Genomic DNA, 22906 nt, shown 5'->3' with positions numbered 1-22906 from the left:
TAGTTCATGTCGACGCACCACGAACGGAGCAACGAACCATCGACTTTACGGACACGGCCTAGCGGGCACGCACGGCCACGAGTACCGCCGTGGGTCCTGGGAGTTGGGGCGTCCGCGCCGCGTCAGGCCGGCTTCTTCGCGAAGGCGCGGGCGTAGGCGTCGGCGGCGACCAGTGCGTCCGCGACGGTCTCGGGGGTCACCGAGAACGGCATGTTGTGGGTGGTCTCGCCCTCGGCGGTCGAGGCGCGGCCAATGGCGAGGAGTTCCGCGCGGTCCGGGTCGATGAGGCCGATCTCGGCGAGGGTGGTGGGCAGGCCGACCGCATGACCGAAGCGGAGGCACGTGTCCAACTCGTCGGTGGACGCGCCCTCCAGGACCAGCTGCGCCAGTGTGCCGATGTTGACCTTCTCGCCGTGCATCTTTCCGTGCACCCGGGGAGACACGGTCAGGCCGTTGTGGATTCCGTGCGCCGCGGCGAGGCCGCAGCTCTCGAATCCGAGGCCGGAGAGCAGGGTGTTGGCCTCGGTGATCTTCTCAAGCGCCGGCGTGACGACGTGCTGTTCGGCGGCGATTCGGGCCTGGGGACCGTACTCCATGAGGGTCTCCCAGCACAGCCGGGCCAGTGCCAGCGATGCCTCTGTGGCGAGGCCCCCGGCCATGGCGGTCCGGTTCGAGGCGACGCAGACGCGCGCCTCGTACCAGGTGGCGAGGGCATCACCCATGCCGGAGACGATGAACCTGCTCGGAGCGGCCGCCACCAACGCGGTGTCGACCAGTACCAGGTCGGGGTTGCGGGTGAAGAAGGAGTAGCGCTCGAACGCGCCCTTCTCGGTGTAGATGACGGCGAGTGCGCTGGTGGGAGCGTCGGTGGAGGCGACGGTCGGGGCACTGACGACGGCGATGTCGCCGCAAGCGTGTCCGACGGCCTTTGCGGTGTCGATGGCGGTGCCGCCGCCGACGCCCACGACGATATCGGCCCCTGCCTCCCGGGTGATCGCGGTGATCCTGTCGATCTCCTTCTGTGCGCACAGGCCGCCGAAGACCAGCTTGGTGAGCTTCACGCCGGCCGCGGCCAGCGACTGGGTCACCGCCTCGTCGACGAAGCCCCAGACGCTGTCGTCCGCGAGGACCACGGCGTTCTCACCGAGTCGCGAGAGGTGTTCGCCCATCTGCCGTATGGCGCCGGCTCCCTGGACGTACTTGGGCGGGCTGATCATCATGCGGGTGCCGACAGTATTCATGAAGGGACCTCCTGAGGCGACCGGATTCCGGTCTATTTCTGCTGCGCTGAAGAAATAAGGGGAGACCGCAGCACGGCATTCGGACGGATTCCCGAAGCCGTTGCCTGGAGTGTGCCACAGTGCTCGTGGAATTATGAAGCGCGTGAAATGAAAGGGCTGTATGCGAGTCTGTTCGGTCGGGGCCCAGGTGGTCGAAGTCGCTCGGAGCAGGCGGCTGATCGGGCCTTTCTCCGGTGCCGCCCGGGACCTACGACCCATGCATGATCCTCTGGGCGCGGTTTGAATCGGATCAGGAGCTCGCCGGTGCCGGAATTCCACAATTCGCGGCGAGGTAGTTATTGCCTCATTTCGCTTTCCGGTTCTGTGGTCGTTGCCGGCACCGCCTGTGCCGTTTTGAAGCGTGCAGAGTCGCACGAGGAAGAGGACCGCCTTGAAGAAGCTCATCAACACCCCGGAGACCGTGGTCGCCGACGCACTGCGGGGCATGGCCGCCGCCCATCGGGAGCTGGCCGTCGACGTGGAGGCCGGGGTCGTCACCCGGGCCACCGGCACGGTGGCGGGCAAGGTCGGCATCCTCTCCGGCGGCGGCAGCGGACACGAGCCGTTGCACGCGGGCTTCGTGGGCCCGGGCATGCTGGACGCCGCCGTCGCGGGGCCGGTCTTCACCTCCCCGGTCCCGGACCACATCGGCCGGGCCACCGCCGCTGTCGACTCCGGGGCGGGTGTCCTGCACATCGTCAAGAACTACACCGGAGACGTCCTCAACTTCGGCATGGCCGCCGAGGACGCCATCGATGACGGGATCCGGGTGGAGACGGTGGTTGTCGACGACGACGTGGCCGTCGCCCGTGGTGAGGGAGCGGGTCGGCGAGGCACCGGTGCCACCCTGGTCGTGGAGAAGCTCGCAGGTGGGCTGGCCGACAGTGGCGCCCCGCTCGTCGAGGTGGCCGCGTTCGCCCGCAAGACCAACGAGCGCAGCCGTAGCTTCGGGGTCGCCCTGTCCTCGTGCACCACCCCCGCCAACGGCGCCCCCAACTTCCGTCTCGGTGAACGCGAGATCGAGATCGGCGTCGGTATCCACGGCGAGCCCGGACGGCGCAGGGCGGAGCTGACCACGGCCGCCGAGACGGCTGAGATCATGCTCGACGCCATCCTGGCGGACCTTCCGCCGGCCGACGGTGATCCGGTGATCCTCCTGGTCAACGGCCTGGGCGCCACTCCGCCGATCGAGCTCTACGTCGTACGCGCCGAAGTCGAGCGGATCCTGGGCGAGCGAGGCATCGTCATCGCCCGCTCCCTGGTCGGCAACTACGTCACCAGCCTCGACATGGCCGGCTGCACCCTGACGCTGTGCCGCGCCGACGAGCAGATGCTGCGGATGTGGGACGCGCCGGTGCACACTCCCTCGCTGCGCTGGGGCGCCTGACCTCCGCCTCCGCCGCGCCCGCCAGCCCGCCACCCCGTTCCTCCCCCCAGCCTCATGACTCCCCTCCCTCTCCGTCAGGAAGACCAAGCGCGTGACTGCGAACCCCGACTGCGAACTCGTCCTGGACACCGCCTACTTCAGCCGCTGGCTGGGCGCCGCACACCGGCTCTTCGAGCGTGAAAGTGCCCGGCTCACCGCGCTGGACGCGGCGATCGGCGACGGTGACCACGGCGCCAACATGGTCCGTGGCTTCCGGGCGGTGACCGCCGGGGCCGAGCAGACCCTGGCGAGCTGCCCCGGAGACCTCCTGACCCAGGCCGGTACCGCTCTGACCAACTCCGTCGGCGGCGCATCCGGCCCGCTCTTCGGCATGGCCCTGCGCCGTACCGGCAAGCGTCTCGGGTCCGAACCCGCCGTCTCCGCCGTGCGGTTCGCCGATGCGCTGCGGTCCGGCGCACAGGCCGTCGGCAAACTCGGCGGTGCCGTACCGGGCGACGCGACGCTACTCGACGCGCTGCTGCCCGCGTTGGACGCGCTGGACCGTGAACTCGCCTCGGGTGCACCCGTGTTCGCCGCGTTCGATGCCGCCCGTGCCGCCGCCCGGGAAGGAGCGGATGCCACGGAGCCCATGCGGGCCTCCAAGGGCAGGGCCAGCTACCTCGGGGAGCGTTCCGTCGGCCACCAGGACGCGGGTGCCAACTCCGTCGTCCTGCTCTTCGAGGCGCTCACCATGGCGGCCGATCCCCAGGGGCAGCCGGACCCGGTTGCCGCGGCAGAGCAGGTCGAGGATGCGAGGCCCGCTGGTGCTCCGGCAGGGCGGTCGGGCGGGCGCGTCGGCGTCGTGCTCGTCTCGCACAGCAGGGATGTCGCCGAGGCCACCGCCGCACTGGCCAAGGCCATGGTCGGCTCCGGCGACCTCGCGCCGGTCCGTGCGGCCGGCGGCACCGACGACGCCCGGATCGGCACCAGCGCCGAACTCATCCACGCCGCCGCGCTGGAAGCGGACCAGGGCCAGGGCGTCGCGGTGCTGTGCGACATGGGCAGCGCCGTCCTCACCGTGCGTGCACTGCTCGGTGAGACCGATGGGCGCAGCATGCCGAGCGGCACCCGGATCGTGGACGCGCCATTCGTGGAGGGCGCGGTCGGAGTCGTCGTCACCGCATCCGCCGGAGCCGATCTGGACATGGTCGTCGCCGCGGGCGAGGACGCCCGCGGATACCGCAAGGTCTGACCCCGGCGGCGCCGAGGTCGAAGAGCCTCGCACGGCAGCCGGTCTCCGGTGGAAGTCCCGTCGAGCAGGGCCTGTCGGGGCCCCGCGGTCACAGCCAGCCGTTGGTTTCTGCGAGCCGGGCCGCTTCGGCGCGGGTACGGGCCTGCGTCTTGCCGATCGCCGACGACAGGTGGTTGCGTACGGTGCCGGGGGAGAGCCGTAGCGTCCTGGCGATGTCGGCCACGGTGCCGCCCTCGGATGCCGCGCGCAGCACGTCCGTCTCGCGCTCGGTCAACGGGCTCGCACCGCTGGCCAATGCCTCCGCGGCCAAGGCCGGATCCACGAAGCGCAGACCGGCGTGGACCCGGCGGATCGCGTCGACCAGTTGCTCGGGCGGGGAGTCCTTGACGACGTACCCGGCCGCGCCCGCGGACATCGCCCGCATGAGATACCCGGGCCGACTGAAGGTTGTGCAGATGATGGTGCGGCAGTCGGGCAACGCCCGCTGGAGATCGGCGGCGACGGTCAGGCCGTCCCGGCCGGGCATCTGCACGTCGAGCAGCGCGATGTCGGGCGTGGTCCGCCGCGCGGCGGCCAGCACCGCGGAGCCGGTGCTCACCTCGGCGACCACGTCGATGTCGGGCTCAAGCCGCAGCACGGCCGCGAGCGCGCCGAGTACGAGTGCCTGGTCGTCGGCGAGCAGAACGTGGATCATGTCGGCTCCGTTTGCTGCGGAAGTGCAGGGTCCGTTGCGAGGTGGGGTACGCGGGCCACGACCCGGAAGCCGCCGCCGGGAGCGGGCCCGTGCGTGAGAGTGCCCGACACGGCGGCCAGCCGTTCGGTGAGCCCGGTGAGCCCGTTCCCGGCGCACGCCCCGCCCGTGTAACCACCGTTGTCGCTCACCTCGATCCAGTCGGCCCCGACGCGGACGGTGCAGAGTTCGGCGTCCGAGTGCCGCAGTACGTTGGTGACCCCCTCCCGCACGACGTAGCCGAACACCTCGCGCAGCTCGGCGCGCACGGCATCGGTCGCCGCCGGTAGATCGGACCGTACGCCGGCGGCACGCAGAGCCATGCGGGCACCGGCGAGCTCGTTGTCCAACGACAGCGTGCGGTAGTTGGAGATGGTGGCACGCACGTCGGACAGCGCTGTACGTGCCATGTTCTCCAGCTCGGTGACCTGGGCTACGACAAGGGCCACGTCTCCCGAGGACTCCAGGATGCGGCGCGTCAGCCCCAGCTTGACGGTCATCGTGGAGAGGCTGTGGCCGAGGACGTCGTGCATGTCCCGGGCGACCCGTTCCCGCTCCTGGTTCACAGCCAGCCTCTTGACCTGCTCGCGCGCGGCCCGCAGGTGACCGATCGTGAAGTTGAGGGCGAAGACGGTGCCGAGTGCCGCGGTCACCCCGACCAGGATGGCCACCTGCGCCCAGGCCACCTCACCGTGCGCCAGCCGCATCCAGAGGATCTGCCCGATCACGGTGGCGAGCCCGAGCAGGAGAGCGTGGCGCAGTGGCAGCAGCATGAGACCGATCGAAAGGGCGTAGGTCAGATCGGTCAGATAGTTCGGCGAAGCAAGGAGCACGGCCGGTGTCGCGCCGAGCACGAACAGCACGACCACCATGGCGGCGCGCCCCCGTCGCAGCGCCGACGGTCCGTACCAGGACGCCAGGACGCAGCCGATTCCGTAACAGACCACAAGGGCGATGGCGAAGGAGATGACCAGGGGAGCCCCGGTGCTCCGCGCGATGTCCTCGGCCCGTGCGATCAAGGTGAGGGAGGCCAGCGCCATGGCCGTGGCGAGGGCCACGCGACCTCGGCCGTGGGCTCGATGGCTGTCCGGTTGATCCTTCCAGAAGCTCCAGTCCGGCCACTGGCCTGCGGAGAACTCGTCCGGATCGCGTGTGCTCACATCGATCACTCTAAGGTCCGGCGGCCACCAGGGGCGTACAGGCGTACAAACGGCGGCCCGGGAAGGGGTGCGGGGTTCATGGAGGAAGCGTGGCCCCTCAGTGTTCGACGCGCCAGGAGGGATTGTCACCCGGTCATGCATGACAAATGGCATGGGCCTGCTCGGCGGGCCGACGCTGTAATGAAGTCATGTTGCACGCGAAGAAGATCCAACGGTTGGGCCAGGAGTACACGCTGACCGAGGACGGCCGACCGCTGACGACGTTCTCGTTGCGCAGAGGCCGCATCGGCGCACGGTTCACGCTGGGCGGCGCCGACTACCTCGTCCGCACCCACCGTTTCAGTGGTGTCTACGAACTGCTCGAAGCCGACGGCACCGTTGTCGCGTCCACCGACCGGGTGCGCCGGAGTTGGAACATGACGTGCCGCGAGCGGGTCATCCCGTTCCGTCGGACCGCCGCAGCGGACCGGGCATACACCATGATCGGGGACGATGGAGAGCCCGCCGGCACGCTCCGCCGCACCGGCCACGCCCACTCCGAGACCACCGCCGATCTGCCGGGCCTGGAGCTCGTCCTTCAGGTCTTCGCACTCGTCGTCGTGCTGCTGCGCAGGCGGCGCAGGCGGACAGCGGCGGCGGTCCGCTCCACGGCCTTCGCAGGTGGCTGACGCCGCGGTCAGGAGCGCGCGAGCCGGGCCGCGAGATAGGGGGCGGTCGCGCTGCGGCGGGCCTTCGCCACCTTGGCGGGTCGGCCCGCCGCGACCACTCGGCCACCCGCGTCGCCGCCGCCCGGCCCGAGGTCGATGACCCAGTCGGCGATGGCGATCGTGTCCAGGTCGTGCTCCACGAGCACAACCGTGTTGCCGGCGTCGACCAGCCGGTGCAGCTGACGCAGCAGCAGCGCGATGTCCGAGGGGTGCAGCCCTGCCGTCGGCTCGTCGAGCAGGTAGAGCGCGTGCCCACGGCGGGCCCGCTGTAGCTCGGTGGCCAGTTTGATGCGCTGCGCCTCACCACCGCTGAGTTCCGTCGCGGGCTGGCCCAGCCGTAGGTACCCGAGCCCCACCTCGCGCAACGTTTCCAGACTGCGGGAGGCGGCCGGCACGGCGGACAGGAACTCCGCGGCGACGTCGACCGACAGGGCCAGCACCTCCGCGATGTTCTTGCCGCGGTAGGTGACTTCCAGCGTCTCGGCGTTGTAGCGGGCGCCCAGACAGGTCGGGCACGGCGCGTAGGTGCCGGGCAGGAACAGCAGTTCCACCGCGACGAACCCTTCGCCCTGGCATGTCTCACACCTTCCTTCAGGCACGTTGAAGGAGAACCGTCCGGCCGAATAGCCGCGCGCCCGGGCCTCGTCCGTCGCCGCGTACAACTTCCGCACGGCGTCGAACATCCCCGTGTACGTGGCCAGGTTGGACCGGGGAGTCCGGCCGATGGGCCGTTGGTCTACCCGGACCAGCCGGTCGAACGATTCGAGGCCGGACGCGCCCTGGACGTCGACCTCAAGCCGCGCCTCGTCGGGCTCCTCGGGTACGAGTCCGAGGTGGCCGCGGACGACCTCGGCGAGCACCTGCGTCACGAGCGTCGACTTTCCGGAACCGGACACGCCGGTCACCGCCGTCAGCACGCGGAGCGGTACGTCGACGGAGACGTCGTGCAGATTGTGGCGGGAGACGCCGTGCAGGCGCAGCCAGCCCTGCGCGGTCCGCGGTCGGTGGTCGAGCGGCTTGGCGCGCCCGAACAGGTACTGGCCCGTGGCCGACTCCCCGACCCCCTCAAGCCCGGCGACCGGGCCGCTGTACAGCACGCGTCCGCCGCCCTCGCCCGCGCCGGGTCCGATGTCGACCACCCAGTCGGCCCGCCGTACGACGTCCATGTCGTGCTCCACGACGAACAGCGAGTTGCCCGCCGTCTTGAGCCGGTCCAGCACGTCGAGCAGCGGTTCCGCGTCCGCCGGGTGCAGGCCCGCGGAGGGTTCGTCGAGGACGTAGACGACGCCGAAGAGCCCCGATCGCAACTGGGTGGCGATGCGCAGGCGCTGCGCCTCGCCGGGCGACAGGGTCGTCGAGCGGCGCCCCAGGCTGAGATACCCGAGGCCCAGGTCGAGCAGTACGTCGACCCGCGCGACCAGGTCGCCGCAGATCCGGACCGCGACCTCGGTCGTCTCCCCGGACCGGGCGGTCGACGTGGTGGCGTCGGCCTTGGACCGCTCCGCGGCGGGCCGCAGCAGCGCCACGAGCTCGCTGAGCGGCATCGCGTTGATCTCCGCGATGGAACGTCCGGCGAAGGTCACGGCGATCGCCTCGGGCCGCAGTCCGCTGCCGTGGCACTCGGGGCAGGGCACACTCCTGACGAACCGCAGCGCCCGGTCGCGCATCCTCTCGCTCTTGGAGTCGGCAAGGACGTGCATGACGTGCTTGCGGGCGCTCCAGAACTTGCCCTGATAGCCGTAGTCGATGCGGTCCTCCTCCGGCTCGATGTACACGGAGGGCTGATCGTCGGTGTACAGCAGCCAGTCGCGGTCCTTCTTCCTGAGCCTGCGCCACGGTCGGTCGATGTCGATCCCCAGACCGCTGACGACACTGCGCAGGTTGGCGCCCTGCCAGGCGCCCGGCCAGGCCGCGATCGCCCCCTCGCGGATGCTCAGGGACGGGTCCGGGACCAGTAGATCCTCAGCGACGTCGTGCACGAGGCCCAGCCCATGGCACTCCGGGCAGGCGCCGGCCGCCGTGTTGGGTGAGAACGACTCGGCTTCCAGCCGTGCGGCCCGGGGCGGATAGGTGCCGGCGCGGGAGTACAGCATCCGCAGCAGATTGGACAGCGTCGTGAGGGTGCCGACCGTCGAACGCGAGCTGGGTGCCCCACGGCGCTGTTGCAGCGCCACAGCCGGTGGCAGCCCGGTGATCTCCTGGACGTGCGGTGCGCCGACCTGTTGCAACAGCCGCCGCGCGTACGGCGCCACGGACTCGAAGTAGCGGCGCTGGGCCTCCGCGTAGAGCGTGCCGAAGGCGAGCGAGGACTTGCCCGAACCCGAGACGCCGGTAAAGGCGACCATCGCGTCGCGCGGCACGTCGACGTCGATGCCCCGCAGGTTGTTCTCACTGGCGCCCCGGACATGCACGAAGGGGTCGCTCGCGTCCGTGTCCATCATTCCTGGTTACCTGATCGCGCCGGGAACCGCGCGTTGGGCGCGATCACGGGCTCTCGCGAAAGGGAGGCCACGGTTGCTCGGGTGGTTGCTCAGGTTCGTTGCTCGGGCTTGATGTGCTGGTCAGCGGGAGCAGAGACCGTGGTGAACGGGCTTGAGGACATGCCATGGGGCAGGGGCAGGGGCAGGGGCAGGGGCAGGGGCAGGGGCAGCCGGCACAGGGAGCGGAGCCGGCTGCATCGTGCGAGCCTGGGGGAGTAGTGCCGACAGGCCTACTGAGACTGAGTGGGCCTGAGCGACTCTCCGCACCGTGGAGGCACCTATGGCCGACAACGTGAATCAGCCGCATGCCGGGCGGGCCCGCGACGCGGGGCCGCCCGAATTGCAGTCCGGGTGGATCTTCTTCGCGGCGGTCATGATGATCATCGGCGGAGCCATGGCCATCCTCGAAGGTATCGCCGCCATCGCCAAGGACGACCTGTTCGTGAGGACGAGCAACTATGCCTTCACGTTCAACCTGACCAGCTGGGGATGGATCCATCTCATTGTGGGGATCGTTGTCCTCCTCGCTGGATGCGCACTGTTCTCCGGTGCGCTGTGGGCACGGGTGGTTGGCATCTTCGTCGTCGGCGTGAGCTTGATCGCGCACTTCCTGTGGCTGCCGTACTACCCGTTCTGGTCGGTCATCCTGATCGCCATCGACACGTTCGTCATCTACGCCCTGTGCACGGCGCACCCTGAGCGGGCTGACACCCGCGCCTGACGTCAGAGTTCATGGTCAGGTGGTGCGGCACAGAGCGTGGTCGATGAGGTTGTGCAGTGCGTCCTCCTGGCGGGCTGTGATCTGCGGGTCGGCGGAGCGGCTGTGCGCGGAGACGGTGATTGTGCGTCGACCGTCCGTGGTCGTCGCTGACCGGATGACGTACCCGAAGCCGCTTCCTCCGTGCCCGAGGTAACTGCCGCCGCAGGACAGCGGGGTACTGAACAAACCCAGGCCGTCCCTGGTGCCTGCCGGTTGTCCGCTGTCCTGCGGCACCGGGACCGTGGTCCGCATGGCAGCGAGCTGTGCGGGCTTCAGCAACTGTCCGTTGGCCAGGGCGGTGAAGAAGCGGTTGAGGTCGCGGGCCGTGCCGGTCATCGAGCCGTCGGCCCCGCTGTCGAAGGGACGGTAGGGGATCGTGGTGTCGACCATCGGGCCGTCCTTGGCGAACTGCTGGTAGTTGGCCGTGTGCGGCTGCGGGAGCATGGGCTCTGTGCCAGGGGTGTCGGTGTCCTGCAAGCGGAGGGGGCTCAGGATGCGATCGTGGACCTGCTGTTCCCAGGTGCGGCCCGTGATCTTCTCGATGATCATTCCGGCGAGTAGGTAGTTCGTGTTGGAGTACGCCCAGCGGGTGCCGGCTGGGAAGTCCGGTTGGTGGCGCATGGCCAGCGCGACCAGCTCTTCGGGCCGGTAGGAACGCCACCGGTTGGCGAAGTAGGTCTGGGCGCTGGGCTCGGGGAAGACGTCGTAGACGTAGTCGGACAGGCCGCTGGTGTGCTGGAGCAGGTCGCGGACGGTGATGGTCCGGCCGTCGTTTCCGTTCCCGGACACGACTCCGGGCAGCAGTTGCCCAACCGTCTGGTCAAGGGAGATCCGCTTCTCGCCCACCAGTTGCAGCATGACGGTGGCGACGAACGTCTTGGTGGTACTGCCCAGACGCAGGAAGCCGTCGTCCGGGACCGGGCGATGAGTGACCAGGTCCCCCACCCCGGAGCGGGCCGTGACTGTCCCACGCGGGGTGTCCAGGCGGACCGCTACTCCGGTGACCCCGGTATCCCGCAGCGCGTCGGCGTCACGCTGCACAAGCCGACCCGTGTCGGAAGGGCGTGTCGGAGCCGAAACCGCAACGGATGGGAAAGACGACACGGCCAGCGCGAGCACCGCAGTTGATAGCCACAGACGACGAAAGATCATGACCTGAGGCTAGGAACAACAAGGGGCACCATCCATCCGGGATACGCCCCCTGTGAACGGGGGTCAGCCGGATGGACAAGCGCACCGGGCATCCCGCCTTCCCACAGCTTCTTGATCTCCCCTGGAGCTCGTCAATGTCCGCTGGGGCTGCGAGCCACGATCCCTGCCATGCCTGAGCTCCCAGCGCCTGCGAAAGTCGCCTTGCGGCAGCTGAATGGGGGCGGCCAGGCGGGTGTTGCGGGCCTGGGCACTGGCGAGTGCCAGTTCAACACGGGCCGCCCGGTCCGGCACGGACTGTACTTGTCACCGCTCCGCACTTACGTCCAGGCCCTTCGCTCGCCGACGGGCTGAGGAGGTGATCTGTCGGTAGCCGATCACCGCGCGAACCAAGGCTGTCGACAGGACGGTACCGGCCACGCCGAGGACGCCCCGTTCCGACCACGCGATACCCGGGCCCCGAGTATCGAACGCCCTGATCAGCAGGAAAGGACCAAAGAGGAGCAGAACGAACGTTCGCCAGTTCGTCCACTGGCCCCAGGACTGTCGGAGACTGCCGTCAACGTTCACTGGAAAGATCCAGGCAGCAAACCGCATGGACCTCGATGGCTTGGAATCGTGTGGTTGGACATCAGACATGGAGCAAGTGTCCCAGACGGCACAAATCGGTGAATGAGACGCGAGAACGGTAACTCGCGCAGGCAAGTCCCTACCGTGTGCGTGGTCATGGGCTGCAGGGTGTCCTCCCTCTTGCAGGAGTTGGCCGTTCCGCTCAATTCGCTTCAACTGTCCGTGAGTTGAGTGAATCCAACGGACAACGGACTCAACGCCGAACGCGGAAAACGACGCCCGCTCGCCATCCGGCCCCGAGCGATGTGGTGCGTGACGTCGTGGAGTGGGCCAAGTCGGTGGCAGCCGTGGTGGAGGTCATGGTGTCGCTCGATCACGGCGCCCGGGGCATGCGGTTCGTTGCGGAGGGGCAGACGGCCGTAGCGCCCAAGGAGGCGTACGCGTTGTCGCGGCCGGGGACGGTGAGCGCGTTTCGCGGCACGGCAGGCACGCGGGACGCCTACGATGGGAAACCGCGGGCCAGGTCTCTGAACATCCGTGCATGGGGAGGCAGTTGTGGCTGTGCCGCTGAATGCCGAGGACGGGCACCGTCCGGACTATCCGCCGAGGACTCCGCCTCCGCCCAAGCGGCCCGTCGAGCCACCCCACCCTGACAGCGCCATGTCCAGCGCCGTACGAGTGCGGCCACGGCTGTCAGCGCGGATCGCGAACCGTAGGGCGGCGAACTGGACACTGGAGAACGCCCCTTGGACACCTGCGAAAGCAGCCCGACACGTCACGGTGAAACTGGGAGAGTGGGGCTATCTCCTCACCACGGCCAGGAACGACGACATCACCGCCATGACGGAACTCCTGGCTCGCGCGGCCTTGAAGGACGGTGGCCGACGCATCAGTCTCCACCTGGCCGATCAGGACCACCAGGCCCTCATCCTGCTCTTGTCCCACCAGCACGGTCAGGCGCCGGACGGCGAGGACCTGCTTCGCCAAGTGACAGCTCTCGGGGTGGTCTCCTGCGGGACGGACACCGACCAGACTGACGGCGGCTGCCGGCGGTGGGCGGTTACGGACTTGTAGGCATACGGCCGGGACGGCGGAAGCTGGGCTCTGGCACCTGGGCGTGCGGTTGGCTCCGGGGGGCACCGGCTCAGCGACCCGCAGTGGACCGCCAGTTGATCGCGATGGGGGCACATCGAAGGTGCTGCTGCCTACGCGTTGCCGTGGCCGGCGGTCCTGGATGGGACGCGCGGGGAACGGTCCCTACGTACCAGTCCTCGCGCGGGCCGAGCGAGCCGACTGTGCGGATTACCCGTTGATGACACGGTAGGCGCTGACCCACGCTCCGATGCTGCTGTAGCCGGAACCGTCGATGATGATCGCGCCTCCGGTGCAGTCGTAGTTGTCCCACAGCTCCACCCTTCGGGTGGCAACGTCGGTGCGGGCGGATCGGATCCTGTCGTTCCAGTTGTCGCCCACGTACTTGCACTCTCCTGGGTTTCCGGAGAAGTAGGTGTCCGGACCCGAGAAGCCCGTCGCGGCGAAGGCGTGCCAGGTCGCGGCCGCTGGCCGGGCAGAACCGGTGGAGGAACCGGGCAACGAGTGTGTGACGGACTGAGCGGACGACGGCTGAGCGAGGACGACCGTGCCGGCCAGGGCCACAGCCGTGAGCAGAAGCTTACGTAGGACGGACATGACGTCTCCTTCGACCATGCATAAGGGAGGGTGTCCGCGGTGCGTGGACACAGGGTGCCCGCGGTGCGTGGACACGGTCGGCGGCTGTTGCCGGACTGAGGAGGCCATCCCCGAGGCATGCCCCCTCGAAGCCTGTTTCCCGTTGCCTGGCACGTACGGGAAACGGGAAACGGGCTCCGACGTGCTCGGCGTTTGGGGCCAAGGGGCGCGGTCACGGGCAACCTGGCGGGCGTCCGACAGCGCCGATGTCGAGCGCGGGCACGGCGTAGAAGTGTGGCGATCCACACACCACGCCTCGCTGCCGCAGGTGTTGGGAGTGCGCGCCCAACGCCCGCTGTGGGAATCGTGTTTGTCGGCTGCCTCATGGATTGGTAAGAAGCGCGGGACCGGTCGACTCCGGATCCTGGATGGATCACCGGGGAGAATCCCGGCGCAACCGATGGACGGACCTCCCGGGTTCCAAGGGAAAAGCGATTTCGCCACGCGCCGGAATCGTGCCGCGCATACACATAGGCATCCTGGACTCCATGGGTGACCCGTGGGTGAAGGGTGCGGGGGTGCTGGGACGTCCAGTTGTGCGTTGCGTCGGCGAATCTGCACAATGCGCGGCAGACCCGTCCCGTTACGGTGACTTGCCGGACGTCTCGGCTGAGGGACGACGCTCCGTGGGACGCCCGGGACGTCCCTGGGATGCCCCTCAAGGCTCTGAAGTGCCGGAAATCTACTGCCTACCAGGTCTTCGCCGGTCGCCGTCGGCTCCCGTCCCATGGCAGGGCGACCAAGGGCGCGCGTTTCTCTCCAGCCGTCGAAAGCACTGATCGTGGATCCCGCCCCGAACTCGTCGGCGGCGCACGGATGAAGACGTTCGGATCAGGGCGTCCGGTGGCGATCCGAAGCATTCATTCCCGCCGCCCAACGTAATTCCTTGAGACCCATGCGTAAGCCATCTAGTGGCCCCAGGTGTGAATCTCGGCGCACCGAAGGTCCGAAACCCTGGAAATGCCCGAGGGTAAGCCGGTGCCTGACTCATTTGATTCGGCCGACGCTTGTGCTCACGTTCTTGGTGGCAAGCAAGGGCGGGCAGTCCGTCGCCACGCTCGATGTACCCCCTCCAGGGCGCGGCGGGACCGGCTCCCCAGGTGTCGGGAAACCGTTCGGTGCTGCCTTACTCTTTGGTCCGCGCGATGGCCAGGGGAGTTGCCGTCCGCCGCGAGTCATGACGGGGGTGGCACATGTCCAACCAGGCCGATGCGTCTGCGGACACGCTGGAGCAGCTCTTCGTGGAACTGCGCCGCATCAAGCAGGCGTCCGGGTTGAGCTACGGGCAGTTGGCGGACAGGACGCACTACAGCCGCTCCTCCTGGGAACGCTTCCTCAACGGGAAGCAGCCTCCTTCCAAGGTCGCCGTCGAGCAGTTCGCGGCCGCCACTGGGATCGACCCGCTCCCTCTGCTCGGCTTGCTCGAACCGGTGGAGCAGCCGGCGGCCCGGAGTCGAGAGCTGACCGCGGGCGACGCAGCGGACGCCCTGCCGTCCGCTGCACCGTCGGCCGTCTCCATCGCTCCAGGTTCCTCCGGTGCTCCCGCCGTTCCTGTCGCTCCCGTCCTTCCTGCCGCTTTCGAGTCCGCAGAGGTGACGCGGAGCCCCTTGACGGCACAGGCGCTGGACGCCGCCATCGCGGGGGTGTTGGAGCCTGCCCGTCCAGCTGAGGGCTCGGGCCACCTCACGCGCCGGGCACCGCAGTTGACGCGGGGATTGCTCGCCAGACGCGACATCGCGCCCCGTCCGTCATGGCAGCGCCAGTTGAGGGCCGCGGGTCTCATTTCGGCCGGAGCGGTCATGGGCGCGGTTGCCGCGGTGCTGGCCATCGGTTCGGGATCCGGCGCGCACGTTGGTTCCGCCAATGCCACCGGCGCCCAGGCGTCGAGCCCCGCCATCGACCACGGAGCGTCGGTGGTCCCCGCGGCAGGGAAGGTCGACGTCCGCTGCTCCGGGGACACTTGTCTGCGGCGCGATCCGCAGGCCATGGACTGTCAGTGGGATGCGACCACCGCGCACGACACCTGGCTGCGCGGCATGCACATCGAACTGCGCTACAGCCCCGCCTGCCATGCCGTGTGGGGGCGGATCGAGAACGGTGCCGTGGGGGACGTCGTCACGATCAAGGACCGGACCGGGCTGGAACTGCAAGCCACGATCCGGACTGACCGGGACACCTACACCCAGATGCTCGCGGTCGCCGACGACGCGCCGGCCGAGACCGTGACGATCTGTGGAGCGATACCGAGCCAGAAGCAGGTGGAGTGCTCGCCCAGTTCCCACGTACAGCCCTAGCCCGGCCGCTGCTCCTAATCGCGCCTGCCCCTGTGCCTGCCCCTGCCCCTGCCCCTGTTGCTGTCTCAGCCTGTACGGGGACGGCCGAGGGGGCAGATTCAGGCATGCGCAGGGGCATATCCGGCCCTGGCCCGTCCCTGGCCCCGGCGGCCGGGGCGCGGGCCCTAGACGAGATGCTTCCCGGAGCGCGGGCACCCCGATAAGAAAGCCTCCCGAGCCGCCCAGCTCGCCACGCCAGTAGCGGCGTTGAGGCTGTACGTCGTCCCTTGGTCGTCGCCCCCAGGGCCAACTGGCCACCCCGGGCGGGTGGGTAGCCATCCGCAGGTTGGCCGCACCGTACCGCGGCGCCGGTACCTGCGCCGCTGATAGGCGGGGAGGCGCGGCCCCTTCCGTCCCGGCGTCCGCCCAGACGTCCGTCTCCGGCGTCCGCCCAGACGTCCGTCCCGGCTACCGTCCTGCCTCCGTCTCAGCCCTCCTCAGTCATCGTCTCAGGCCTCGTCCCGTCAACGCCCCTGTTCCCAGGCACGTTTCAGGGACACCCGGGACGGACCAGAGGCGTCGTCACGGGGCTAGCGTGCGGTTCGCTTGAGACCCCGAAGGTGCCGGCTCGGCGCTTCGGGCCTCAACTCCCCCCAGATCAATGGCAGGGCACAGCTCTGCCCTCGTTCGGTGGATCTCCACCGCGTACCGCCAACACGCGTACCCCTTACAACACCGGGATTCCCTTTGAGACTTCATAGACCCACCCGTACCGCCCGGGTGCCGCTGCTCGTGTCGGCAGCCCTCGCCGTGGTGGCCGGGCTGTTGCAGGGCACCGTCGCCTGGGCAGGACAGGCCGAGGCCGGCGCCCCGCCGCCCGCCGGCTCGCAGCCCAACACGGTGGCCCCCGAACAGCGCGCCGACGTGCTCGGCAAGGACTGGAAGAACTCCACCGACCGTGCCTGGACGACGGCAGGCGACTCCACCGGCTTCCACGTGCTGGTCGCGGACGGCAACACCGGCTACACCTGGCGGACGGTGGCCACGTTGTCCGAGCCGGGGCTTGAGACCGATCAGTGGATCGGTAACGCCTGTGTCACCGGATCGGGCAAACGAGCCGTGGCCGTGTACGCGCCCCGGGCGTTCACGAATCGGCCGGAACTCTTCGACCGCGGTGCCTTCACGGCAGTGGTGGACCTGGAGTCGGGGAAGGTGACCAAGCTGGCCCTGAACGCGAGCCTCGCCTACTTCGACCCGGGTTGCGGCGTCGGCGAGAACGCGGTGGTCACGCAGGCGAGCTCCGAAGCGAAGGGTGAGCAGACTCAACTCCAGACGGTCGACGCCACCTCTGGGACGGTTGTCTCCACGCGTACGGTCGACGGCCAGGCGACCTCCGCGATCCCGATGGGCAAGGACGTCGTGGCCGCCGCGGGGCCGCACGTGATCAAGGTCGCGCCGGGCGGCAAGGCGCAGGTCGTCGCGACCACGCACGGGACGGCGACGCGCCTGCACCCGGACGCCGACGGCAATGTCACCTTCCTGGAGCCCGCCCCCGGCGGGACGGTCCACGTCCAGCATCTCCAGGGGCACACCGTCACCACCTTGGCCGAAGGCGGCGCCGGACAGGTCGGCCTGGCCCAGGGCGCGGCCGGCAAGGTCTTCGTGACGGGCCGGTCGAAGTCCGCGGGCAAGCTTCCCCACTCCGTGCTCCGCCTCGCCTCCGCGCCGGCCCAGTCGGAGCTGTCCACGGACGGCAAGCTGGCGGTGGTGCAATCAGCTCCGCAGCACCTCGCGGACAAGGTGGCCTCGCCGTTGCGGGCCGGTACGGGAACCGCCGAGCCCGTTGACATCAAGGCGACGGCCACCGGCGCCGGCAAGCCGCTGGGCTTCACGGTCACCACCCGGCCCACCGCTGCCCAGACCGCCACCGGTGCGAAACCCTCACCGTTGCTCCCGTTCATCGCGGGAGGGCGGACAGCCGTGAAGAAGGCGCTCGTGGCATCGGGGGCGAAGAGCGCGGCTGCCGGAGACAGTGCCGGCGACCCGGTGGACGGGGAGCGGTCCTGCTCGGTTCCGCGCAACGACGTGAACACACAGGTCTACCAGCCGACCCCCGCTCAGGTGGAGTGGGCGGCTGACATGGCCATCCGGGGGCTCCTCACCTCCGACCACATCTCCCGTCCCGCCAACTGGCACAACTCGGGCCTGCCGGCCTGGTCGCCCCAGGGCATGTTCCCGCCGCGCCAAGTGGCGGGCGGCGGCCGGATTCCCGCCCAGGTCATGCTGGGCATCCTGACGCAGGAATCCAATCTCTGGCAGGCCAGCTCACACGCCGAACCGGGGGAGTACGGCAACCCGCTGATCGGCAACTTCTACGGGACCAACATCTATCCCGGGACAACGGGCTACGACCCGAACCGCGTCTGGAAAATCGACTGGGACAAGGCCGACTGCGGCTACGGCATCGGCCAGGCCACCGATGGCATGCGCCTGGCCGGGCACCCCAAGCCGGGCGAGTCGCTGCTGCCTCCCGACCAGCAGCGGGCCGTTGCCCTCGACTACGCCACCGGGATCGCGTACTCGGTACGCATCCTCCAGGACAAGTGGAACGAACTGCACACCGCCGGAACGCAGATCAAGCTCAATGACGACGACGCGGCGCGCCCGGAGAACTGGTTCGCCGCGGTCTGGGACTACAACGGCGGCCTGAACCCGCGCGGCAGCAACGCGGACGACCCTTCCGCCTGGGGCCTGGGCTGGGCCAACAATCCCTCCAACCCCAAGTACCCGATGGACCGTGGGGCGTTCCTGGACAACAACCACTACGCGGACGCCGCCAAGCCACAGAACTGGTCCTACGAGGAGAAGGTGATGGGATGGGGAGCGTTCCCCATCGACACCGGGCACTCCTACGACGACAACGGCAACCTGAACAAGGGCAACACCCACGGCTTCGCCGCGGCATGGTGGGTCAACACCTCCGAGCGCACCTACGGCATCAAGCCGCCGGCCACGACGTTCTGTGACACCACCAATGGATGCGACCCGCTCAACCCTCCCGTGTGCCACACCGTGGCCTGTTACAACCAGCACTGGTTCAACCACGACGTGACCTGGAAGAACTGCGGCACCAAGCCGACGGTCCCCGGCGGCCCGGTCGGCGAGTGCGGCAACGAGTACCTCACCTACAAGACGGTGCGCGGCGAGCCCGGGGACGCCCATCCGAAGCTCGGGCCCTGCGACTCGGGGGCGCTGCCCAGCGGCACCGTACTCGTCGACGACGAACCGGACGGGGCCCCGCAGAATCGCTGCGCCACCCGGGGCTGGTCCAGCAACGGCTCGTTCTCGTGGGAATTCCGTCCCGATGACATGGGACGGTACGAGGCCAAGGAGGACCTGCACCAGATCGGCGGCGGCTTCGGGGGGCACTACTGGTTCTCCCATGCCCGTCAGCCCAACAACTGGGACAACTACCTGACGACCAGCGGTACTTGGACGCCGCACCTCGACGATCACATCTACCGGATTCAGGCCTTCGTCCCCTACCCCTCACACACGACGAAGAGCGCGCACTACGAGATCACCACGAAGGACGGCAAAGTCCGTGAGCGGGTCATCGACCAGTCGAAGGCCAACAACGACTGGGTGACCGTCGGCTACTTCCAGCTGGGGTCCAATGCCAAGGTCTCTCTCACCAACGTCACCGGCGACGCGACCTCCGGCGACCTCGATGTCGCCTATGACGCACTGGCTTTCGTTCCGGTGGCGGGGACCTACGAGCACCACACCTTCGACGCGGCCGCGATCTTCGAGAGCAACCAGAACCTGGACACCGACACGCCCTGGCTCATGAACACCCCCATGCGCACGCGTCAGACCATCTACGACTGGGCGCACTCGCGCACCACGGGCGGCCCGACCTTCGACAGCCGCGGCAGGCTGGTGGGTCTGTCCAACTTCCAGGTGTGCAACAACGCCGTGTACAACGACCTCTGCCTCGGCAGCAACGTGTCCACCGCCGTCAAGGCCTGGGGCGCGGACGTCGAAAAGGCGGGAACGGACCCCAACAACCACCCCTCCCAGTCCGACTGGCTCGGCTTCGCGATACCTGCGCCGCCGGCCACGATCGACGAGCACACCTTCGACGACGACCGCTCCTACAAGATCAGGACACACATCGACACGTCGTACGTCGTCGGTCCGGACGGCAAGATCATTCCAGGGTCCGAGGAGTTGAAGGACTCCGGCAGAACAGGAAACACCGAAATCGCCCCATTCGCGCGGGACTTCATCCAGGCCACGGTCAAGGACTACGGATCGCTCGGCGTCACCCTGCCCGACCTGTCCTTCGACGCCAAGGACGGCAACGTCACCGGTCAGACGACCCATGTCGCCAATCCGCTGGAGACCGGCGTCACCCCCGGCCAGGCGTACCGCTCGGGTCAGCAGCCGACCGCCATCGACTCCACCGGCACATGCCTGACCACCAAGTACGTCAGCGGCGGCAGCATCGGCTACCGGCCGCTCGATGAAGCGCCCAACACCGACGCCCAGATGAGTGCGTGGGTGGGCAAGCTGAAGAGTCTGGCGGACCAGCGCTCGATCCCGGCCGAGGTCGCGGACACGGCCGGCGACATCTACAGCCTGTTCTTCCGCAAGCCGGCACTGGACAGTGGTGGCAACCCGCAGGGATCGCTGTTCAACATGGCACCGCCGATCTGGCAGAACGTCAGCATGGGCTTCTGCGCCGGCGGAACGGTCAAGTCCACCGCCGCGGCCAACATCGACGACACTCCGGCCACAGGGCTCGTGTACCAGAGCTACATGCCCAATCTGTACCTGTACCTCGACGGACACATGGTCGACCAGAACGGGCGGCCCGCGAACGGTCCCGTCCAGCGCGGAGACTTCCGGTCCTTCTCCAACCTGCCGCTGGGCGACGATCACCACACCGGATACGGATCCTGCGGCACGGAGGTGAAGGGGAACGGAGGCAACCCCTGGAGCCTCAAGGCCGTACCCTCCGGCTTCCCGGGCGGCACCCCCAGCATCCCGATGTTCTGCGACGACGGGAGCCACGCCAGCTCCTGAACCCGATCCGGCGGGGTCCGCGCCCGCGGACCCCGCCGAGCGATGCCCCCGCAGGCATCTTCCCTGCCGTCCTCCCCTTCCTGCCGTCCTCGCCGTCCCTGGGACGCGGTGAGGGAAAGCGGCGCCGATGTGGGAAGAACGGGCGCGGAGGCTGTGCGGTGGTGTCCCGTCAGTTGGTGGGACGGGCGGGACGGCTGGGACGGGGTGGGAGAGGGGCGACGGCGGTCGGTGATGCGTTGTTAGCTTTCGGTCGTCGCCCTCCGGCGGCCCGTACCGACGACGTCTTTCAAGGGGAACCCAGCCATGAAGCGCCTACTCGCCAGCTTCGCCGCCATCGCCACGATCACGCTCAGCGCGGTCGCCACCGGAGCCACGCCGGCGTCTGCCGCGATGCCGGTCTGCTCCAGCTTCGCCGGGTACACCGACGCCGCCGGCTACGTGACCGTGGTGCCGCTCGACGCAGCCCAGAGCAACTTCTGTTCGTTGCAGGCGGGCAACCGCGGCGAGAGCGTCCGCGCGCTCCAGCAGACCCTGAACGGGTGCTACTACGACGGAGTCACCCGCCTGGCCGAGGACGGCGACTTCGGCCCCGCAACCACGAAGGCCCTCAAGCGGGCACAGCAGATGGCGGGCGTTACCGCGGACGGCGTCTACGGTCCGAACACCCGCGACGCGATCCGCTGGTACTGGAGCCAGAACTGGCAGCCGCGCTGCCTGCGTCTGAGCGCCGCGCCGCAGCCGGTGCGCTAGGGCATCTCCCGCGCGCCAAGGTTCTGGCGAGTCCGGGCTCGTCGACGCGCCGGTCTCCGCTCGTCTCTCCGGCCAGTTGGAAACCGAGTCCAAGATGCGCCTCCCCGGGCCGTCGACGAGTCCGCCGTGTTGCCGCTGCCGCCGTCGGGGAGGCGGCTATCGGCGGACCGCGGAGATCAATCCGCCCGGTCCTTCCTCGTGCTGTGGCGGGGTGCTGATCGGGCGGCCATAGGCGGCGGCGCGTTCACGCAGGGTGTGGCCGGCGGCCTTCCAGCCGTGCCCGGCCAGCCAGGCCACCGGGTCGTCGGGCATCTCCGAGACCCACAGGGACGCCGCCGATCCAGGCGCGGCGCCCGCTCCGAAGCGCTCAAGCACGCCGCGCGAGCCCAACGTCAGCCCCAGCCAACTGCCGGCCGCCGACTGCGCGCCGATCCGGGCCAGCAGCAACTCGACTGCGTCCTCGGGCAGGTAGATCAGCAGCCCTTCGGCGATCCACACGGTCGGGGCGGCCGGGTCGTGCCCTGCGGCGGCTAGCGCGCCGGGCCAGTCCTCCCGCAGGTCCACCGGGACGGTGATCCGCTCGCACCGGGCGACGGCGCGCTCCTCGCGCAGCACCGAGGCCTTGAAGTCCAGTGGCGCGGCAGTGTCGACCTCGAACAGCCGGGTGCCGTCGGGCCAGTCCATCCGGAAGGCCCGGCTGTCCATCCCGGCGCCGAGCAGTACAACCTGCCGCACCCCGGACGCGGAAGCCTGCCGCAACAGGTCGTCGAGGAACTTGGTCCTGATGACGATGGAGAACGCCACGGCCCGCCGACGCCGTTGCGCGGCCTCGTCGTCGGCGAGACCCGGCGAGTGGGGCCACAGGCCGCCGGCGGCGGCGAAGGCTCGTGCCAGCGGGTCGCGGAACAGCGGGTCCTCCCGCCCGGTCTCCAGCGCCCGAACCCGGGCCACCCCTACCGCCGTGGCCCACACTCCCGACGGCTGCACCCGCTCCTGCTCATCAGTCACCACGCCAGCCTAGACGGCCGATTCCCCGGCTCCGGATGAGGGGAGCGAGCTGAGGACATCTCGGCAAAGGATGACGGGACGCAGGCAGCCTCGTCGAAGGCCGAATGCACAGGCTGCGCACCACCGTAGTGAGCCGACAGGCGGCCCCTTCCCTTCCCTGCGGGAAGCGGAACTCAGTATCGAAAGTACGCCCAGAGCAATACCAGGCCGACGAGCGCGAACGAGCCGGTGATCATGATGCCGAACAGCTGGCCGAACAAGGGGGACCAAGCTCCGCCAGAGCCCATGACCGTCGCGGTACGTGCGGGGTTTTCCGGGCGATACCGGACCGTGAGCGAGTCGCCTTCAGCGAGCAGCAAGACGTCTTCCTCGAATTCCACGTACTGGCCCTCAAGGGTGGTGAAGCCATGCACGTGATGCCATTGAGTGCCACTGTCCGAGCTGTCCGTGGAATAGCGGCGCACACATCGACCCTCCACGGCTATGCCGCTGAACACCGAGCGCAGCCGGTTCACCAACTGCCATGACAGATAGGCGCATCCACCGCCGGCCAAGACTATGAGCAGGATCCCCGTGAGAAGCATTCTGACAGACTATCCACC

Annotated in this window: 16 protein-coding genes and 1 pseudogene; 9 read left to right on the top strand and 8 right to left on the bottom strand. The window is 68.9% G+C overall.

What is annotated here, in order from left to right:
- Positions 1-122: 122 nt before the first annotated feature.
- Entirely contained in the window at positions 123-1241 is a 1119-nt protein-coding gene (locus tag CG740_RS20640) for a glycerol dehydrogenase (protein WP_100576649.1), read from the bottom strand.
- Between the two features lie 430 nt (positions 1242-1671).
- On the opposite strand from CG740_RS20640, the gene dhaK reads away from it, so the two are divergent.
- The 3 genes and pseudogenes from dhaK (at position 1672) to CG740_RS41075 (ending at position 3898) form a co-directional block, all read left to right on the top strand.
- Positions 1672-2667 (top strand): dihydroxyacetone kinase subunit DhaK, encoded by a 996-nt coding sequence (gene dhaK / locus CG740_RS20635; RefSeq protein WP_100576648.1) that lies wholly within the window; start codon positions 1672-1674, stop codon positions 2665-2667.
- A 91-nt stretch (positions 2668-2758) separates the two neighbouring features.
- Positions 2759-3406, top strand: a pseudogene (gene dhaL / locus CG740_RS41080) (dihydroxyacetone kinase subunit DhaL); the annotation flags it as partial.
- On the top strand, positions 3398-3898 hold the full coding sequence (locus tag CG740_RS41075; RefSeq protein WP_234376401.1) for a PTS-dependent dihydroxyacetone kinase phosphotransferase subunit DhaM: 501 nt from the start codon (positions 3398-3400) through the stop codon (positions 3896-3898). The pseudogene dhaL and the gene CG740_RS41075, both read left to right, overlap by 9 nt.
- A gap of 88 nt (positions 3899-3986) precedes the next feature.
- Here CG740_RS41075 and CG740_RS20625 read toward each other — a convergent pair whose 3' ends face one another.
- Positions 3987-4592: a response regulator transcription factor gene (locus CG740_RS20625; protein ID WP_100576646.1), complete on the bottom strand. Its 606-nt coding sequence runs from the start codon at positions 4590-4592 to the stop codon at positions 3987-3989.
- Entirely contained in the window at positions 4589-5788 is a 1200-nt protein-coding gene (locus CG740_RS20620; RefSeq protein WP_234376394.1) for a sensor histidine kinase, read from the bottom strand. The genes CG740_RS20625 and CG740_RS20620 overlap by 4 nt, the downstream gene beginning before the upstream one ends.
- 188 nt (positions 5789-5976) lie before the next feature.
- Between CG740_RS20620 and CG740_RS20615 the strand changes: the two genes are divergently transcribed.
- Positions 5977-6456: a hypothetical protein gene (locus CG740_RS20615; RefSeq protein WP_100576644.1), complete on the top strand. Its 480-nt coding sequence runs from the start codon at positions 5977-5979 to the stop codon at positions 6454-6456.
- 8 nt (positions 6457-6464) lie between these two features.
- Here CG740_RS20615 and uvrA read toward each other — a convergent pair whose 3' ends face one another.
- Positions 6465-8933, bottom strand: a complete 2469-nt coding sequence (gene uvrA / locus CG740_RS20610; protein ID WP_100576643.1) for an excinuclease ABC subunit UvrA — start codon at positions 8931-8933, stop codon at positions 6465-6467.
- 322 nt (positions 8934-9255) lie between these two features.
- On the opposite strand from uvrA, the gene CG740_RS20605 reads away from it, so the two are divergent.
- Positions 9256-9696 carry a DUF7144 family membrane protein gene (locus tag CG740_RS20605; protein ID WP_376214033.1) on the top strand — a complete coding sequence of 147 codons (441 nt, stop codon included), beginning with the start codon at positions 9256-9258 and terminating at the stop codon, positions 9694-9696.
- 15 nt (positions 9697-9711) lie between these two features.
- Here the strand turns inward: CG740_RS20605 and CG740_RS20600 are convergent, their stop codons facing one another.
- Positions 9712-10776 (bottom strand): serine hydrolase domain-containing protein, encoded by a 1065-nt coding sequence (locus tag CG740_RS20600; RefSeq protein ID WP_324901133.1) that lies wholly within the window; start codon positions 10774-10776, stop codon positions 9712-9714.
- A 1458-nt stretch (positions 10777-12234) separates the two neighbouring features.
- On the opposite strand from CG740_RS20600, the gene CG740_RS41070 reads away from it, so the two are divergent.
- Complete coding sequence (locus CG740_RS41070; RefSeq protein ID WP_234376393.1) at positions 12235-12528, top strand: hypothetical protein; 294 nt, start codon at positions 12235-12237, stop codon at positions 12526-12528.
- Positions 12529-12756: 228 nt separating this feature from the next.
- Here the strand turns inward: CG740_RS41070 and CG740_RS20585 are convergent, their stop codons facing one another.
- Positions 12757-13143 (bottom strand): peptidase inhibitor family I36 protein, encoded by a 387-nt coding sequence (locus tag CG740_RS20585; protein ID WP_100576640.1) that lies wholly within the window; start codon positions 13141-13143, stop codon positions 12757-12759.
- A gap of 1232 nt (positions 13144-14375) precedes the next feature.
- Between CG740_RS20585 and CG740_RS20580 the strand changes: the two genes are divergently transcribed.
- From CG740_RS20580 to CG740_RS20570, 3 genes are all read left to right on the top strand, one after another.
- Positions 14376-15476, top strand: coding sequence for a helix-turn-helix domain-containing protein (locus CG740_RS20580; protein ID WP_100576639.1), 1101 nt, complete (start codon positions 14376-14378; stop codon positions 15474-15476).
- Positions 15477-16202: 726 nt separating this feature from the next.
- The gene (locus tag CG740_RS20575) at positions 16203-20546 is read left to right on the top strand and encodes a golvesin C-terminal-like domain-containing protein (protein WP_159030369.1); all 4344 of its coding nucleotides are present in this window, start codon (positions 16203-16205) and stop codon (positions 20544-20546) included.
- A 303-nt stretch (positions 20547-20849) separates the two neighbouring features.
- Entirely contained in the window at positions 20850-21296 is a 447-nt protein-coding gene (locus CG740_RS20570) for a peptidoglycan-binding domain-containing protein (protein WP_100576637.1), read from the top strand.
- Between the two features lie 156 nt (positions 21297-21452).
- Here the strand turns inward: CG740_RS20570 and CG740_RS20565 are convergent, their stop codons facing one another.
- Both CG740_RS20565 and CG740_RS20560 read right to left on the bottom strand, forming a co-directional pair.
- Entirely contained in the window at positions 21453-22268 is an 816-nt protein-coding gene (locus CG740_RS20565; RefSeq protein WP_199846525.1) for a class I SAM-dependent methyltransferase, read from the bottom strand.
- A 209-nt stretch (positions 22269-22477) separates the two neighbouring features.
- Positions 22478-22888 carry a DUF3592 domain-containing protein gene (locus CG740_RS20560; protein ID WP_100576636.1) on the bottom strand — a complete coding sequence of 137 codons (411 nt, stop codon included), beginning with the start codon at positions 22886-22888 and terminating at the stop codon, positions 22478-22480.
- Between the last annotated feature and the right edge of the window lie 18 nt (positions 22889-22906).

Source organism: Streptomyces sp. CB01201 (assembly GCF_002803085.1).
Classification (GTDB): Bacteria; Actinomycetota; Actinomycetes; order Streptomycetales; family Streptomycetaceae; genus Streptomyces; species Streptomyces hundungensis.
Note: the sequence above shows the minus strand (reverse complement) of the source record. Positions and strands in the feature narration are given on the sequence as shown.

Bases quoted from the DNA above. Each gene is read 5' to 3' on its own strand.
- uvrA (WP_100576643.1), bottom strand. From the start codon at position 8,933: ATGGACACGGACGCGAGCGACCCCTTCGTGCATGTCCGGGGCGCCAGT.
- CG740_RS41075 (WP_234376401.1), top strand. From the start codon at position 3,398: ATGGCGGCCGATCCCCAGGGGCAGCCGGACCCGGTTGCCGCGGCAGAG.
- CG740_RS20570 (WP_100576637.1), top strand. From the start codon at position 20,850: ATGAAGCGCCTACTCGCCAGCTTCGCCGCCATCGCCACGATCACGCTC.
- CG740_RS20640 (WP_100576649.1), bottom strand. From the start codon at position 1,241: ATGAATACTGTCGGCACCCGCATGATGATCAGCCCGCCCAAGTACGTC.
- CG740_RS20560 (WP_100576636.1), bottom strand. From the start codon at position 22,888: ATGCTTCTCACGGGGATCCTGCTCATAGTCTTGGCCGGCGGTGGATGC.
- CG740_RS20605 (WP_376214033.1), top strand. From the start codon at position 9,256: ATGGCCGACAACGTGAATCAGCCGCATGCCGGGCGGGCCCGCGACGCG.
- CG740_RS20625 (WP_100576646.1), bottom strand. From the start codon at position 4,592: ATGATCCACGTTCTGCTCGCCGACGACCAGGCACTCGTACTCGGCGCG.
- CG740_RS20580 (WP_100576639.1), top strand. From the start codon at position 14,376: ATGTCCAACCAGGCCGATGCGTCTGCGGACACGCTGGAGCAGCTCTTC.
- CG740_RS20615 (WP_100576644.1), top strand. From the start codon at position 5,977: ATGTTGCACGCGAAGAAGATCCAACGGTTGGGCCAGGAGTACACGCTG.
- CG740_RS20585 (WP_100576640.1), bottom strand. From the start codon at position 13,143: ATGTCCGTCCTACGTAAGCTTCTGCTCACGGCTGTGGCCCTGGCCGGC.